This is a genomic window from Rhodococcus sp. NPDC058521, from assembly GCF_042719695.1.
GTDB lineage: Bacteria > Actinomycetota > Actinomycetes > Mycobacteriales > Mycobacteriaceae > Rhodococcus_F.
In genome coordinates this window covers 36,947-52,219 of sequence record NZ_JBHXNL010000018.1, presented here as the reverse complement: position 1 = coordinate 52,219, position 15,273 = coordinate 36,947, and the positions used below count along the sequence as shown (strand labels likewise).

General features: G+C 64.8%; 14 protein-coding genes and 1 pseudogene. 7 read left to right on the top strand and 8 right to left on the bottom strand.

Annotated elements, in window-relative coordinates; genetic code table 11:
* Positions 1-4 precede the first annotated feature (4 nt).
* Positions 5-917 (top strand): annotated as a pseudogene (locus ACFWO3_RS20700) (glycine betaine ABC transporter substrate-binding protein).
* 5 nt (positions 918-922) lie between these two features.
* Here ACFWO3_RS20700 and ACFWO3_RS20695 read toward each other — a convergent pair.
* From ACFWO3_RS20695 to ACFWO3_RS20680, 4 genes are all read right to left on the bottom strand, one after another.
* Positions 923-1,882 (bottom strand): endonuclease/exonuclease/phosphatase family protein, encoded by a 960-nt coding sequence (locus tag ACFWO3_RS20695; protein WP_378581270.1) that lies wholly within the window; start codon positions 1,880-1,882, stop codon positions 923-925.
* Positions 1,879-4,905, bottom strand: coding sequence for a bifunctional [glutamine synthetase] adenylyltransferase/[glutamine synthetase]-adenylyl-L-tyrosine phosphorylase (locus tag ACFWO3_RS20690; protein ID WP_378581268.1), 3,027 nt, complete (start codon positions 4,903-4,905; stop codon positions 1,879-1,881). The genes ACFWO3_RS20695 and ACFWO3_RS20690 overlap by 4 nt, the downstream gene beginning before the upstream one ends.
* On the bottom strand, positions 4,902-6,242 hold the full coding sequence (glnA, locus tag ACFWO3_RS20685; RefSeq protein ID WP_378581266.1) for a type I glutamate--ammonia ligase: 1,341 nt from the start codon (positions 6,240-6,242) through the stop codon (positions 4,902-4,904). Before glnA ends, ACFWO3_RS20690 begins: the two co-directional genes overlap by 4 nt.
* A gap of 127 nt (positions 6,243-6,369) precedes the next feature.
* Complete coding sequence (locus tag ACFWO3_RS20680) at positions 6,370-7,932, bottom strand: alpha/beta hydrolase (protein ID WP_378581264.1); 1,563 nt, start codon at positions 7,930-7,932, stop codon at positions 6,370-6,372.
* Positions 7,933-8,082: 150 nt separating this feature from the next.
* Here ACFWO3_RS20680 and panB point away from each other — a divergent pair, with 150 nt between their 5' ends.
* From panB to ACFWO3_RS20660, 4 genes are read left to right on the top strand one after another with little or no spacing between them, the layout of a single operon-like run.
* A complete protein-coding gene (panB, locus tag ACFWO3_RS20675; protein ID WP_378581263.1) occupies positions 8,083-8,943 on the top strand; it encodes a 3-methyl-2-oxobutanoate hydroxymethyltransferase in 861 nt (286 codons plus the stop codon).
* 37 nt (positions 8,944-8,980) lie between these two features.
* On the top strand, positions 8,981-9,436 hold the full coding sequence (locus ACFWO3_RS20670; RefSeq protein WP_378581261.1) for a hypothetical protein: 456 nt from the start codon (positions 8,981-8,983) through the stop codon (positions 9,434-9,436).
* A gap of 23 nt (positions 9,437-9,459) precedes the next feature.
* On the top strand, positions 9,460-10,416 hold the full coding sequence (gene pip, locus ACFWO3_RS20665; RefSeq protein ID WP_378581331.1) for a prolyl aminopeptidase: 957 nt from the start codon (positions 9,460-9,462) through the stop codon (positions 10,414-10,416).
* A 49-nt stretch (positions 10,417-10,465) separates the two neighbouring features.
* On the top strand, positions 10,466-11,146 hold the full coding sequence (locus ACFWO3_RS20660; RefSeq protein ID WP_378581259.1) for a PhzF family phenazine biosynthesis protein: 681 nt from the start codon (positions 10,466-10,468) through the stop codon (positions 11,144-11,146).
* 6 nt (positions 11,147-11,152) lie between these two features.
* Here ACFWO3_RS20660 and ACFWO3_RS20655 read toward each other — a convergent pair whose 3' ends face one another.
* Positions 11,153-11,716, bottom strand: a complete 564-nt coding sequence (locus ACFWO3_RS20655) for a hypothetical protein (RefSeq protein WP_378581257.1) — start codon at positions 11,714-11,716, stop codon at positions 11,153-11,155.
* Positions 11,717-11,895: 179 nt separating this feature from the next.
* Here ACFWO3_RS20655 and ACFWO3_RS20650 point away from each other — a divergent pair, with 179 nt between their 5' ends.
* Entirely contained in the window at positions 11,896-12,375 is a 480-nt protein-coding gene (locus tag ACFWO3_RS20650) for a hypothetical protein (protein ID WP_378581255.1), read from the top strand.
* A gap of 41 nt (positions 12,376-12,416) precedes the next feature.
* Here the strand turns inward: ACFWO3_RS20650 and ACFWO3_RS20645 are convergent, their stop codons facing one another.
* Complete coding sequence (locus ACFWO3_RS20645) at positions 12,417-13,076, bottom strand: hypothetical protein (RefSeq protein WP_378581253.1); 660 nt, start codon at positions 13,074-13,076, stop codon at positions 12,417-12,419.
* Positions 13,077-13,117: 41 nt separating this feature from the next.
* Here ACFWO3_RS20645 and ACFWO3_RS20640 point away from each other — a divergent pair, with 41 nt between their 5' ends.
* Complete coding sequence (locus ACFWO3_RS20640; RefSeq protein ID WP_378581252.1) at positions 13,118-13,342, top strand: hypothetical protein; 225 nt, start codon at positions 13,118-13,120, stop codon at positions 13,340-13,342.
* Between the two features lie 53 nt (positions 13,343-13,395).
* Here ACFWO3_RS20640 and ACFWO3_RS20635 read toward each other — a convergent pair whose 3' ends face one another.
* Both ACFWO3_RS20635 and ACFWO3_RS20630 read right to left on the bottom strand, forming a co-directional pair.
* The gene (locus tag ACFWO3_RS20635) at positions 13,396-13,980 is read right to left on the bottom strand and encodes a DinB family protein (RefSeq protein ID WP_378581243.1); all 585 of its coding nucleotides are present in this window, start codon (positions 13,978-13,980) and stop codon (positions 13,396-13,398) included.
* Entirely contained in the window at positions 13,977-15,221 is a 1,245-nt protein-coding gene (locus ACFWO3_RS20630; RefSeq protein ID WP_378581241.1) for an aspartate aminotransferase family protein, read from the bottom strand. The genes ACFWO3_RS20635 and ACFWO3_RS20630 overlap by 4 nt, the downstream gene beginning before the upstream one ends.
* Positions 15,222-15,273: the final 52 nt, after the last annotated feature.

Below are 15,273 nucleotides of genomic sequence, written 5' to 3'. Positions count from 1 at the left end.
CGGCATGAAGAGAACGTTCCGAACCCGAATCGCCGTTGCTGCGACGGCCGCGGTCACCATGCTCGCCACAGCAAGTTGCGGGCTGGAATCTGGCAGTGCCATTCCCCTGTCGGTGGAGCCGGGAGGCATCGAGCCGGTCTCGTCGCTCGACGACGTGATGGTCACGGTCGGTTCCAAGGAGTTCACCGAACAGGTCATTCTCGGATACATCATCGAGTTCGCTCTCAGCGCTGCGGGCGCCGATGTGCGAGATCTCACCAACATTCAGGGGTCGAGCAGTACGCGCGACGCGCAACTCGACGGCCAGATTGACATCACCTACGAGTACACCGGCAACGGTTGGATCAACTATCTCGGAGCCCAGGAGCCGATACCGGACCCGACCGCGCAGTTCGAGGCCGTTCGAGACACAAACAGACCACCCAGGAAACGGGAACCACTACTCTGTCGCAGGACGCGGATCTCGTGAAGACCGACCCGGCCGCCGCCACCTGTGTGGAGACCGAGTTCAACGTTCGTCAGGACGGCTTTCCAGGTATGGCCGAACGCTACGGGTTCGACCCGAACGCCGTCCCGCGGCCCATCCTGCAGACCGGCATCATCTATCAGGCCACCGCGAACGGTTCACCCTGCAAGTTCGACGACGTCTACACAACGGACGGTCGCATCCCCGCGCTCGACCTCGTTCTCCCCGAAGACGATCGGACGTTCTTCCCCAAGTGCAACGCGGCCATCACGATGCACAAGGACTTCGCCGAGGCGCATCCGGAGGTCGTGGACATCATGGCTCCGGTTTCGGCCGCGCTGACCGACGAAACGATCACCGAACTGAACCGTCAGGTCGACGTGGACGGCAAGGAACCGGCGGATGCCGCCGCGACTGGATGGTCGCCGAAGGCTTCGTCACCCTCCCCTGAAGAGGTCAGTCGAGGACCATTCGCGCGATCAGTCCGCGATGGTCGGAGCCCTCGATGGTGACGACATCCACCGACCGCGCCACAGCCCCACTGGTCGCGATGTGGTCGATGGCGATCATGGGCGGAATCGGCGCTCTGTCCGCGGGATACGTGTTCTGCACACCTGCGCCGACCTGATCCGCGACGTCACGGAAACGACCCGACACCAGGTTTCGGTACTTCACGTGATCGCGGGTCGCGTTGAAGTCACCGGCAACCACTACCGGTCCGGAGTCGGCAGGCACTTCGTTCAGAATCGCCGCGATACGGTCCATCTCGGACGCCCATGTCGAGGCGGGAGTCGGCCACGGCGGTACCGGATGGAACGCGAAAATGGCCGCACTCGTCTTGTCCGGCATCGCGATTCGAGCCGACAGACCGGACAGCAGGAACTCCTCGTGGTGCACCTGATCCGTCAGCGGGTAGCGACTCCAGATCCCGGTCCCCGCTCCCCCGCCGAAGGGCCGGGTGAAGGAGTACGGAAGTTCGTCCTCGATCCCGGCCGCGACGAGACGTTCGACCGCTTCCGACGTGAGCTCGTCGACACTGACGACATCGACTTTCTCCGAAGCGATCTGGTCGACGAGGGCATCCGCGTCGGCGTTTCCGAGCCAGATGTTCGCCTGCATCACGGTCAACTCCGGGCCGTCGCCGGGCACTCCGTTCGGTACGTACAACGGCGCCTGTCCCCACACCGCCACTGCAGAAATCGTGAGGGATACCGCGAATCCGATCCAATGCCGAGTGAGACCCAACAGGACGACACCCAGAGCTCCCACCGCCATCAGATACGGCGCGGACGACACCATCATCACCAGGCGCTGATCGTGCAGATCCAGTGACCGCAGAACGACACCGAACGCACCGACCAGCACGGCGAGCCACCCGGCGCCGATGATCACGCGCCGGGGCCATCCGGCGGTCACTCGCCGAACACCCTCTCCACGACTGCTTTCGCTCGTCTCGTGACGCGAAGGTAGTTGTCCAGGAACTCGCCAGCGTCGTCGTTGCCCCACCCGGCGACCTGGGCGACGGCCGACAGAACCCGACCCGGGCCGGGCAGCTGATCGGTCGGCTTCCCGCGTACCAGAACCAACGAATTGCGTGCCTTCGTCGCCGTGATCCAGGCGTCGCGCAGCAGCTCCACGTCTGCTTCACCGAGAAGCTCGGCGGCTCCGATCGCGTCCAGGGTTTCCAGGGTCGACGTGTTGTGGAGGGCCATCACCTCGTGGGCGTAGCGCAGCTGCAGCAATTGCACGGTCCACTCGATGTCCGCCAGTCCGCCTCGACCGAGTTTGGTGTGGGTGGCCGGATCGGCTCCGCGAGGCAGGCGTTCGGAATCCACGCGTGCCTTGATACGCCGAATCTCTCGGACGGCTTGATCGGACACTCCGCCTTCTGGGTAGCGGGTCTTGTCGATCATGTGCAGGAATCGCAGTCCCAGATCGGGGTCACCGGCTACGTGGTGGGCACGGAGCAGGGCCTGCACTTCCCACGACTGCGCCCACTGGTCGTAGTACGCGGCGTAGGACGCGATCGTCCGGACGACCGGACCGTTGCGGCCTTCCGGGCGCAACCCGGTGTCGACCTCGAGCGGTGGATCGGTGCTGGGCGCCCCGAGCAGGGTGCGGACCTGGTCGGCGACTCCATTGGCCCACTTGACGGCCTCGGTCTCGTCGACACCCTCGATCGGCTCGCACACGAACAGCACGTCCGCATCGGAGCCGTATCCGAGTTCTCCGCCGCCGAGCCGGCCCATGCCGATCACGGTGAGGACGGCGGGCGCCGGCGTGCCGCGTTTGGACACACTCGCCTTGATCACAGCCGACAATGAGGCATTGAGCACCGCAGCCCACACCGACGACAGCGCCTTGCAGACCTCGGGCACGTCCAACATTCCCAGAATGTCCGCCGACGCCACACGGGCCAGTTCGTATCGCCGAAGCGACCGCGCCGCATTGATCGCGCGAGTCGGATCGTCGTACCGCGAGGACGCGGTGAGGATCCCGCGCGACACGTCTTCCGGCTTCGGTTCCAACAGACGTGGGCCACTCGGTGAATCCGCGAAGAGTCGCACGACATCTGGTGCCTTGACCAACAGGTCGGGAACGTACGCCGAGGACCCCAGGACCGTCATCAGACGTTCCGCGACAGATGCCTCGTCTCGGAGCAGGCGCAGGAACCAGGTCTGATCGACCATGGCATCCGACAGGCGCCGGTACGCGAGGAGACCTGCGTCGGGATCCGGTGTGTCCGCGAGGCACTCCAGAAGCGTTGGGAGCAGGAGTGCCTGAATGCGCCCTTTTCGTGACGCGCCCCCGGTCAGCGCGGTCAGGTGCCCGAGCGCATTCTCCGGCGCGGTGTAGCCGAGGGCGGCGAGCTGGCGCGTGGCACCGTCCGGCGACAAACGGAGCGCGTCCTTGTCGGTACGCGCCACCGATTCCAGTAGCGGACGGTAGAAGAGTTTGGCGTGCAGACGACGAACCCGATGCGAATTGCGGCGGATCTCGGCGTTCAGAACCCCCAGAGCGTCCTTCGTTCCGTCCGGACGCATGTGTGCGGCGCGGGCCAACCACCGCAACGCTTCTTCGTCATCGGCGGGCGGGAGGGTGTGAGTGCGCTTGAGCTTCTGCAACTGCAGGCGATGTTCGAGCAGCCGCAGGAATTCGTACGACGCGGTGAGGTTCGCGGCGTCGTCCCGACCGACGTAGCCCGCCGCGGCAAGTGCCGTCAGCGCATCCACCGTGCTCTGCACGTGCAGGGAATCGTCGGCACGGCCGTGTACGAGTTGCAGCAGCTGCACAGCGAACTCCACGTCGCGCAGGCTTCCCCTGCCGAGCTTGAGTTCGCGTTCGCGCAGTTCCGCCGGAACCATTTCCTCGACACGACGACGCATTGCCTGAACCTCGGGAACGAAGTTCTCTCGCTCGGACGCGATCCACACCATCGGACTCAGCGCATCCGTGTACTGCTTGCCCAGTTCCAGATCGCCGGTCATGGGGCGCGCCTTGAGCAGCGCCTGGAACTCCCAGGTCTTGGCCCAACGCTTGTAGTACGCGATGTGCGATTCGAGGGTCCGGACGAGCTCGCCCCGCTTGCCCTCCGGTCGCAACGCCGCATCGACATCGAAGAATGCGGAGGAGCCGACCCGCATCATCTCGCCTGCGAGGCGGCTGGCGACGGTATCGGCGGGTTCCGCGACGAAGACGACGTCGACGTCACTGACGTAGTTCAGTTCGCGGGCACCGCACTTGCCCATCGCGATGACCGCGAGTCGCACAGGGCACGGTTCGTCGGGGCACACGGTGGCGACTGCCACGGCGAGCGCAGCGGTGAGCGCTGCGTCGGCGAGGTCGGACAGTTGGTGTCCCACTGCCTGATACGGAAGGACCGGCTCGTTCTCCACGGTGGCTGCAAGGTCGGCAGCCGCCAGCAACATGAGCTGGTCCCGGTAGTATTTGCGCAGTGCCGCAACCGCGTCCGGTCCCGTGATCGCTGCCCGGTACATCAACAGATCAGGCCCAGCACCCGGCTCCGGTGTCGCCTCCACCGATTCGAGGAGACGATCGGTCGCCTCCTGTTTCGAGGGCAACTCGACGTCGCCTGCCAGCATCCGCCACGAGGACGGTTCGGCTACCAGGTGATCACCGAATGCACTCGATGCGCCGAGCAGACCGAACAACCGCCCACGCAGACCCTTGTCGGTGTCGAGTGCGCGGTCGAGTTCCGACCACTCGTCTCCGAGTCCATCCTTCAACCGAACCAGGGTGCGCAGCGCCAGATCCGCGTTCGCCGCGCGCGACAGCGACCACAGCACCTCGACCTTCGTCACCTCGACCCAGCCGAGTTCGCGCAACTCGTCAGGTGCAGTCGGCTCTACGAGACCGAGACGACCGGGGCCGGGGATGGCAGACCGCGCTGCAGGGGGCTTCACCGCGCGTCCACTCACAATCCGAGGTACGTCTCGAGTTCGAACGGCGTCACTCTTGCGCGGTAGTCCTCCCACTCACGACGCTTGTTGCGCAGGAAGAAGTCGAACACGTGCTCCCCCAAGGCTTCCGCGACGAGCTCGGATTTCTCCATCTCGCGCAGCGCGGTGTCCAGGTTGCCGGGAAGCTCCTTGTACCCCATGGCGCGACGCTCGGCCGAGGTCAACGACCAGACGTCGTCCTCCGCTTCCGGGGGTAGCTCGTAGCCCTGCTCCACACCCCGCAGGCCGGCCGCCAGCAACACGGCGAACGTCAGATAGGGGTTGCAAGCCGAGTCTGGGCTACGGATCTCGACGCGACGCGAGGAAGCCTTGTTGGGGGTGTACATCGGGACACGCACCAGTGCAGAGCGGTTCGACGGGCCCCAGGACGCGGCGGTCGGCGCCTCTCCCCCGTGAATCAGACGCTTGTACGAGTTGACCCACTGATTGGTGACGGCACTGATCTCGTTCGCGTGCTCGAGGATGCCGGCGATGAACGCCTTACCGGTGTCCGACAGCTGCATCGGATCGTCCGGGTTGTGGAAGGCGTTCGTGTCGCCTTCGAAAAGACTCATGTGAGTGTGCATCGCGGAGCCGGCCTCGTTGCTGAACGGCTTCGGCATGAACGTTGCGCGCACACCCTCCGAGATTGCGACCTCCTTGACGACGTACCGGAACGTCATCACGTTGTCGGCCATCGACAGGGCGTCCGCGTATCGCAGGTCGATCTCCTGCTGCCCCGGTGCCGCCTCGTGGTGGCTGAACTCCACCGAGATCCCCATCGACTCCAATGCGTCGATCGCGTGGCGACGGAAATTAGGGGCCGAATCGTGGACAGCCTGATCGAAGTAGCCGCCGGAGTCCGCGGGAATGGGCGGAGTGCCGTCCATCGGGCCGTTCTCGAGCAGAAAGAACTCGATCTCGGGGTGCACGTAGCAGCTGAATCCGAGGTCACTCGCCTTGTTCAGCTGACGCCGCAGCACATGCCGGGAATCGGCCCAGGACGGCGATCCGTCCGGCATTGCAATGTCACAGAACATGCGCGCGGAATGCTGGTGCCCCTTGCTCGAACTCCAGGGCAGGACCTGGAACGTGGAAGCGTCGGGTTTGGCGACGGTGTCCGCCTCGGAAACGCGCGAAAATCCCTCGATGGCGGAGCCGTCGAAACCGATTCCTTCCTCGAACGCTCCTTCGAGTTCCGCGGGCGCAATCGCCACGGACTTGAGGTATCCGAGCACGTCCGTGAACCACAACCGGACGAACCGAATATCGCGCTCTTCGAGGGTGCGAAGCACGAACTCCTTTTGGCGATCCATGTCCGCGAGACTAAGCAAAGTTCGTTAAATCTGTGTTACTTCGCGCAATCCTCCACCACACCCGACACATCCGGATCGCATAGTGCCTGCGTGTAGCCCGTGAGCTACGGAGAAATCACACGACGGCTCAACACTGGGGGTCGGCAGCCGGAACCGTGAGGTCGACGAAATAGTTACTGACCGCGTCGTCGACGCAGGCTTCCCCGTCGAAAACGACGGTGTGCTGTGTGCCCCGGTAGGTGACGAGCGAGCCGCCTAGTTGGGCGGCCAGATCGACGCCCGCTTGGTACGGGGTGGCAGGGTCCTCGGTGGTCGACACGACAACGACCGGCGGCACGCCCGGTGCGTCGATGGTGTGCGGCTCGCTCGTGTTCGGAGTGGGCCAGAACGCGCAGACGTCGAGCGGTGCATTGCCCGTGCCACGCCCGTCGTCCAGGAAGGGTGCTGCCTCCCGGTACCGCGTATCGGCCTCACCGGTCACCGCCCGATCGGTCTCCGGCGGATCGTCGGCACACCGGATCGCATTGAAGGCGTCGTTGAGGTTGGAGTAGCTGCCGTCGTCGGCGCGGCCTTCGTACATGTCGGCCAGCCGCAGCAACGAGTCGCCCGTGCCGTCTGCGAGGCTGCTCAGCCCGCCCCGGAGCAATCCCCAGAGGCTGGGCGAGTACAGGGCCTGCTGAACGCCCGTGATCGCATCCGTGTAGCTCAGGCCCCGCGGATCCGTCGTCGATGCGGGCGTGTCGACCAGCGGGTCCACGAGCGCCCGGAATCGCGCGTCTGCGGCGGCCGGGTCGGTGCCGAGCGGGCAGTCCTGCGATTTCACACAATCGGCGACGAAAGCACCGAACGCTGCCTGAAACCCTGCGGCCTGCAGAATCACCTCCTCGACCGGGTCCTGTTCCGGATCGAGCGCACCGTCGAGCACCATCGCCCGCACCCGGTCCGGGAACACCTCCGCGTAGCTGGACCCGAGCCGGGTGCCGTACGAGTAGCCGAGGTAGTTGAGCTTCTCGTCGCCGAGCACGGACCTGATGACGTCCATGTCCCGGATCACTTCGTAGGTACCCACGTGCGCGAGCAGTTCCACGCCGGACCGTTCGGCACACTTCTGCGCATAATCACGGTTCTCCGCCTCGGTCTCCGCGATTCCTTCCGGCGTCATGTCGATGTCGAGGTCCTGGCGCTGCGCGTCGGCCTCCTGATCGGTGAGACACCGAACCGCCGGTGTGGACGCGCCGATTCCGCGCGGGTCGAAACCGATGGTGTCGAACTGTTCGCCCACGGGCGTCCCGTCCGTGACGGCAGCCGCACCGAGTCCGGACGCGCCGGGTCCGCCCGGGTTGATCAGCACCGACCCCTTCGCCTCACCTGTCGCACTCGCCCGCGAGATCGCGATGTCGGCGGTGGGTCCGCGGGGGTCCGAGTAGTCGACCGGCACGATCACCTTGGCGCACTCGAGCCCAGAGAGGTCCGACCCGTCGGTGCTGAAACCCTCGCACGAACCCCAGGTCAGCTCCTGCGAGTAGAACTCTTCGAGGCCCGCCGGCACGGTGCCGGCAGGGCCTGAGCGCTCGGCGCCGGCCGGTTCGGCGTGACCCGAATTGCTCCCCGCGCACGACGCCACCAGCGTCATCACGATACCCAGGGGCACGATCCCCGACAGACACTTCCGCACGACCGACTTCCGCATGACAACCGATCGTGCCAGGCAGCCACCCGATGTGACCCATCGCACCCGGACACCCACTTCGCAGCCCCTTCCGTCGGTGGCAGACTGAAGCGGTCATCACCTCCACCCGGGGACCCGCCAAGGGCCTCGAGGCACGAAAGGTATCGATCGATGTCCCATCAGAATGCGCAGTCCGCATCCCAGCCCGAAACCGCGCTGTACGGGAACGCCGCACCGAAGCGCAAGACCCGCATCCATCACCTTCAGACCATGAAGGCCGAAGGTGAGCGCTGGTCGATGCTCACCGCCTACGACTACTCCACAGCCCGTATTTTCGAGGAAGCCGGCATCCCGGTGTTGCTCGTGGGCGATTCCGCCGCGAACGTGGTCTACGGCTACGACACCACCGTCCCGGTCTCCGCCGACGAACTCATACCGCTCGTACGTGGTGTCGTTCGCGGTGCCCCGAACGCACTCGTCGTCGCCGACCTGCCGTTCGGAAGCTACGAGGCTTCCCCGGAACAGGCACTGGCGAGCGCAACGCGATTCATGAAGGAAGGCCTCGCGCACGCGATCAAGCTCGAGGGCGGCGAGCGGATCGCTCCCCAGATTGCCGCGCTCACCGCTGCCGGAATTCCCGTCATGGCCCATGTGGGTTTCACCCCGCAGAGCGTCAACACCTTGGGCGGCTTCCGGGTCCAGGGCCGCGGCGACGCAGCCGAGCAGTTGATCGCCGATGCCATCGCAGTACAGGAGGCCGGAGCCTTCTCGGTAGTGATGGAAATGGTGCCGGCCGATATCGCCGGGCAGGTCACCCGCAAGCTCACCATTCCCACGATCGGTATCGGCGCAGGCGCGGAGTGCGACGCCCAGGTACTGGTGTGGCAGGACATGGCGTCCTACACCTCGGGTCGAACCGCCAAGTTCGTCAAGAGCTTCGGTAATGTCGGTGGCGAATTGCGCAGCGCCGCCGCGGCATACGCCGCCGAGGTTCGTGCGGGCACCTTCCCCGCCGAGGAACACAGCTTCTGACGCTGCTCACCAGCTTCACGAGCCGAGAGGGGTGTTCATGACCGAACACCGTCAGATCGAACCGCTCGGGCGCCGCCGTGCTGCCTTTGCAGCCGGCGGCTTCGCCCTTGTTCTGTTCGCCGCAGGTTGTGCGGGAGGCAGCGAGACACCCCCACCCCCTGCCCCCTCCGAGTCGCAGGCGCCTGCCACGACGGCGACCACGGACGGTGGCGAAGTGCCCGGTGGAGTCACCGAGGCTCAGGCACAGCAGTTGTGCACCGACATGGAGAAGCAACTGCAGAGCTGGCGGACGTACACCCCGACGATCGGAAAGGCCGGATTGAACACTCTGGTCGGATCGTGGATCGCACAGAACGGTCTCGACCCCATCGCCTTCGTTCGGGACAAAGCTCGGATCGACACGATCACGTCGTCGGCGTGCCCGGAAGTTCGCGACGGCGCCATCTCGGCACTCGACATCCCCGATCTGGCGTCCGGATTGATCGGCCTGTGAGTACACCTACCGGCAGCAACGAGCTGCGCACGCTGTACCCACCGCTCGATACCTACGAATCGGGGTTCCTCGACGTCGGTGACGGCCAACAGATCCATTGGGAACAGAGCGGCAATCCCGAAGGTCGAGCGGTCGTCTTCCTGCACGGTGGCCCCGGCGGCGGCACCGGTCCGGACCAGCGCCGCTTCTTCGACCCGCAGGCTTATCGCATCGTGTTGTTCGATCAGCGCGGGTGCGGCCGCTCCACCCCGCACGTCGCAGACGGCGCCGATCTCGCGGTCAACACAACCGATCACCTGGTGTCCGATATCGAGGCGTTGCGCGCACACCTCGATATCGACCGCTGGCAGGTGTTCGGCGGTTCGTGGGGCTCGACCCTCGCTCTGACCTACGCACAGCGCCACCCCGATCGGGTCACCGAAATGGTCCTTCGCGGAATCTTCCTCCTGCGCCGCAGTGAGATCGACTGGTATTACAATGGCGGCGCCGGCCACATCTTCCCCGAGCAGTGGGAGAAGTTTCTGGAGCCGGTTCCGGAGTCGGAGCGGCGTAACGACCTCGTCGAGGTCTACGACCGGCTTCTCCACGACGACGACCTGGACGTCGCCACCCGTGCCGCCGTCGCGTGGTCTACCTGGGAAGGTGCGACAAGCTCCCTGTTCCCCCACCCGGACCGCGTTGCGGAGAATGCGGAACCCCGCTTCGCTCTCGCCTTCGCACGCATCGAGAACCACTATTTCCGCAACCGCGGCTTCGTCGGGGAAGCACAGTTGCTGCGGGACGCGCGGTTGCTGGCAGACATCCCCGGCGTGATCGTGCAGGGCCGGTACGACGTGGTGTGCCCGGCCACCAGCGCATGGGAACTGCACAAAGCCTGGCCCGGCTCGGAGTTGCACATCGTCGACGATGCCGGGCACGCCGCCCTCGAACCAGGCATCGTTCATCACCTGGTGACCGCAACCGATCGGTTTCGGTCCTGACGGCGAATCCCTGCGGTGAACGGTCCACCGATTTCGATATGGTGCTGGAATGGCTGTCAACGTAGATGTGGTCCGGGTCTTCACCGACTTGGAAGGCCGGCACGGCAATCCCCTCGGAATCGTCGATGCCGCACTGGTGCCGGTGGACGAACGGCAGGCCGTGGCCAAGGAACTGGGCTACAGCGAAACGGTGTTCGTGGAGCTACCCGATGCTGGGATCGATCGGGCACGCCTGCAGATCTACACTCCGGTAACGGAACTCCCGTTCGCCGGCCACCCCACCGTCGGGACGGCATGGTGGCTCGAACAGCGCGGCACACCCGTCAGCACTCTCGAGGCATCCGCCGGTGACATCGCCACTCGCAAATCGGGTGATGTCTGGTGGGTGCGTGCACGCGCCGACTGGGCACCCGAATTCTCGCTCTACCCCCTGGACACTGTCGAGGACGTCCAGGCTTCCGACCCGAAACAGTTCGGTGAGGGACACCACTACGTGTGGGCCTGGGAGGACAAACTCGAGCACGCGGTGCGCACCCGGATGTTTGCACCGGACATGGGGATTGCCGAAGACGAAGCCACAGGCGCGGCGGCGGTGCGCCTCACCGAGAACCTCCGACTTTCCCTCCTCATCACCCAGGGGCGCGGGTCCCAACTGCGGACCACCTACGACCCCGACGGATGGATCGAGGTGGGTGGCCTGGTCCGGGCCGAAGAATCACTGACCTTGTAGGTGTGCTCATCCAGGCACGACCGAAGCCACGACGCCCATGAGGATGGTCGTCAAGGAAAGAGCACCCGTACCGAAGGCAGCCGCCAAGGCGTAACCGACGAGCAATTCCTCCACCGTCGGAACCGGGGCCTCCACATTCGTGTGCAGCACCTTCTTCGGCAGGGCCCAGACCACTTCGATGGTGCCGTCGGCGCCAGCGGTGAACTCGCCGAACTCCTTCTCGATCTCGTGCGGTCGTCCGTTCAAGTAGGTGGTGGACTCGAGGTCTTTGGGACGCAGGCTCACACTTCGGCCATCGAACTCGGCAGTCACGAGATAACTGCGTTTGAGCAACCTTCCGCGGCCGAGTGTCAGCGTCAGCTCGCGGCAGTTCACAAAGGCTGATATCGCGGCGGAATCACGGCTACCGAGAGGGCATTTGTCTGTTCGCGGACCGAGCCTCTCGATCGTGACGAAATCGCTTTCCTCACGATCGAGAAATGTCCTGATCCTGTTCTCGGATCGTTCGATCACAATCGTTCCGGAGATCAGCGTGTCGAACGCGGTGCGTTCAGGTTCTGTCTGGGTCATCGAGTCCTCACATCCGCCGGTGACGGCGAACGTCGATGGTGCTGTGATGTATCGGGATATGACAGTTGCCGCTGCCGGTCGTCACCGAGTGACTACCGCGTCACCCCTGAGATCACAGTGCGCCAGCACGCGAAGCTCCCACCCTCCGGTCGGCTCCGTGCGAAGCTGGTTGCGTGTTCATGCCCGGAGCGAACTACGTCGACGTGTGGAAGTTTTCGATCACCGGACCGGATTCACCTGACAATGCCCCCGAGAACATTGTCGATGCGTGTCAGGCCGTCGGTCGAGACCTACAGTGCCGCTGGCACGGGCCGGACACGTACATGCAGAACTGCATGTGGACCGTATCGGCGTTGGACACCGGCTACTGCAACATCGCACTCGAAGCCGGTACAAGACCTCGCCACAAGAGCGCAGGAACCACCACACTGAGAGGCTTCGGGTTCGGAGGCCCACACATCGAACAGTCGATCCAGGATTTCACCGTGTTGATTGCCGGTGAAGTGCAAGATCAGTTGGCCGGCGGCTTTCCCTTCGTGCAATGGCCCATCGAAGGCCGACGACTGCTGACGCCGACGTCCCGAGACGGACGCCCCGTTTGGGTTTCTACCGGCTCGGATCGGACAATTTCCGAAATCGGCTCTCTCTGCCCGATCTAACGAGCTGACTGAAGTCTCGACGTCCACCTTTACCGCAGGACTCAGACGTCGCTCGCGTCCAGGACTACGGCCACTTCGTCGCCCAGTCGCACTCCGGGCGCCAGCGGCAGCCGATCACCGCTCCAGAACTTGCCCGGGTCGTACCAGTTGGTGCGACGGCGCCCGGTCACGAGGCCCATCGCCTCGTAGGTCTGCGCGACGACTTCCGCGCAGTAGGCGCTCTCGAGTCCAGCCGCGTCCGTATCTCGTCCACGCAGCTTCGGTGCGCGACCCACGAACCACCTCGAGAACAGCTTCGCCGTCGACGGGAACGGTGTTCCGTCCAATCGGGCGATGGTGCGCAACAGCGCATCCTCCTGCGTCTCGTCGATCGGCTTGATCAACTGCCGCAACCAGGCCCGCTGCCCGTATTTCGATCCCCACACACGCACCGCGGACTTCAGATCGTGCAATTGCACGCCGCGCTGGTGGCGACCGGACCACATGTCCGGCAAGGAATGTCCCAGCTCGGCATGCCACATGAGCGGCGGAAGATCGTCGAGAACGACCGCCATACCGACGTGATTGACCGGACTGTTGGTGAGCGTCTGAATTGCCCTGTCGGCCGCCGACTCCCCACGGAAGATCCAGATGTCCCCCGTTCGGCTCTGGTCGACTGCGGTGTCGAGATCGACCACGGAGCGTCCGGTTCTGCGGGGCATGACAATCACACTATGCGAGCACACCACCTAAGCTCGAGTGCATGCGTGTACGAATCACTCGACCCACCGCGAAGGGATGGTGGAAGATCGCCGGCCTGGCCGGCGTCATGGGTGTAGCCGCAACCGGCGCACTGGCCGTCCGCGCCGATCGGCAGCGAAAGTCCTACACACCGGACCAGGTTCGTTCACGACTGCACGAGCGATACACCCAGGCGTACGCGCGCACCGACACGACGCATCCGAACGACTCCGGCAGCGCCCACTGAGCCTCGCTCACGCAGCCCACTGAGCCTCGCTCACGCAGCCCACTGAGCCTCGCTCACGCAAAGGGTTCCGCGGCACGCGCAACGTCGTCGTGGTGCGCCTGCCATCGCTCGGCGTCACCGTACGGAAGGTTCTCGTTGCCTTTCGTCATTCCCGCCGCGCCGTCGATCAACTCGCGAACGATGTCCATGTGCCCTGCGTGCCGAGCCGTCTCGATGTTCATGTGCACGAGGATTCGATGCAGAGTGACAGGTTCCGCGGGCCACCCAGGCACGATCCGGGTGTCGTCCAATTCGACGGTCTCGAAAGTCTCCGCGGCGTGCTGCCACGCCCGCCGATACAGTCCGTCCACGATGTATTCCACCGATTCCTCCGGTGTCGCCCACATGTCGGCATTCTCGACCGAACCCGGTGCAGTCCAAGGAAGATCAACTGGAGCCGGCCTGCCGAACACCTCGCCGAAGTAGCCGAACTCGCATCCCGCAAGGTGCTTGACCAACCCGAGCAGGTTTGTCCCCGTGGGTGTCATCGGCCGCCGCAGGTCGTACTCCGACAAGCCCTCCAACTTCCAGAGGACCGATTCACGCAGCTCCTGCAATCGGCCGATCAGTTCGGCTTTCTCCCCGCCGCGGGCAGTCATCCGAGCGCTGCGCGAATTCCCGCTGCCATGTCCGCGACCTGCTCGTCGGTCATCACGAACGACGGCGAGATCTGCATCGCGCCCTGCCCTGCCGCGCGACCGGAGATGCCGTGTTCACGAAGGGTCTGGACGAACGGCAGTGCCTCCGCAGGGTCTACCAATTGGACGGCAGCCACGGCACCCAGACCGCTTCGCACTTCCTGCACCCGAGGATGGTCGGCGAGCGGCGAGAGGTGCTCGTGAAGTGATCCTTCGAGCCGCTTCGATTCGGCGAGCAGATTCTCCCGTTCGACGATGTCGAGGTTCGCGAGCGCTGCCGCCGCAGCGCCGGCATGGCCACCGTAGGTGTACCCGTGGCGCCACCACACTCCGCCGGAGAAGAACGGCTCAGACACTCGCGGCGCCACGAACACTGCACCCATCGGCACATATCCGGAGGTCAACCCCTTGGCGGTGGTCATCATGTCGGGCTGCAGATCGAAACGCGTGGATGCGAACCAGTCCCCGCCGATCCGACCGAATCCGGTGACCACCTCGTCGACGACGAACAGGATGTCGTGCTCGCGGCAGATGTCTCGAACCTCGGCCAGGTAGCCCTCCGGCGGCAGGTAGATTCCCCCGGCACCGATGATCGGCTCACAGAAGAACGCCGCAATGCGCTCGGCGCCAACCTCTTCGATCAGCGCGAGAAGAGTCTTCGCGTCATCCCATTCGACAGTTGCAGTGTCCGGCATCAGCTCGCCGTAGCCCTCGCGGTTGACGGGAATGCCGGCAAGCGCGGTCCCGGCGACGTGCATGCCGTGGTAGGCCTTCTGGCGACCGACGACCATGTTCTTGTCCGGCTTGCCCATCTCGTGCCAGTAGCGTCGCGCCAGCTTGGCTGCGGTGTCGACCGAGTCCGATCCACCCGAGGTGAAGAAAATCTTGCTGCCCGCGACCGGCGCAATGGCCGCGAGACGTTCGGCGAGCTTCACCGTCGTTTCGGGGGCGAAGTCACCGAAGTTGGAGAAGTGGGCAATGGTGGACAACTGCTGCGCCACTGCGTCTGCGATCTCGCGGCGACCGTGACCGACATTGGTGAACCAGAGACCGGCCGTTGCGTCGAGATAGCGGTTGCCTGCGTCGTCCCAAATGTACGCACCCTCACCCTTCGAGACGACGAAAGCGCCACCGCGCTCGACCGCTCCCATGTCTGCGAATCCGTGCCACAGTGCCGATCCGGTGCCAGTGCCCGCTGCCATGCCAGTTCCTTCCTCACGTACGTTCCACGAGCGACTATGCCACTAACGCCTC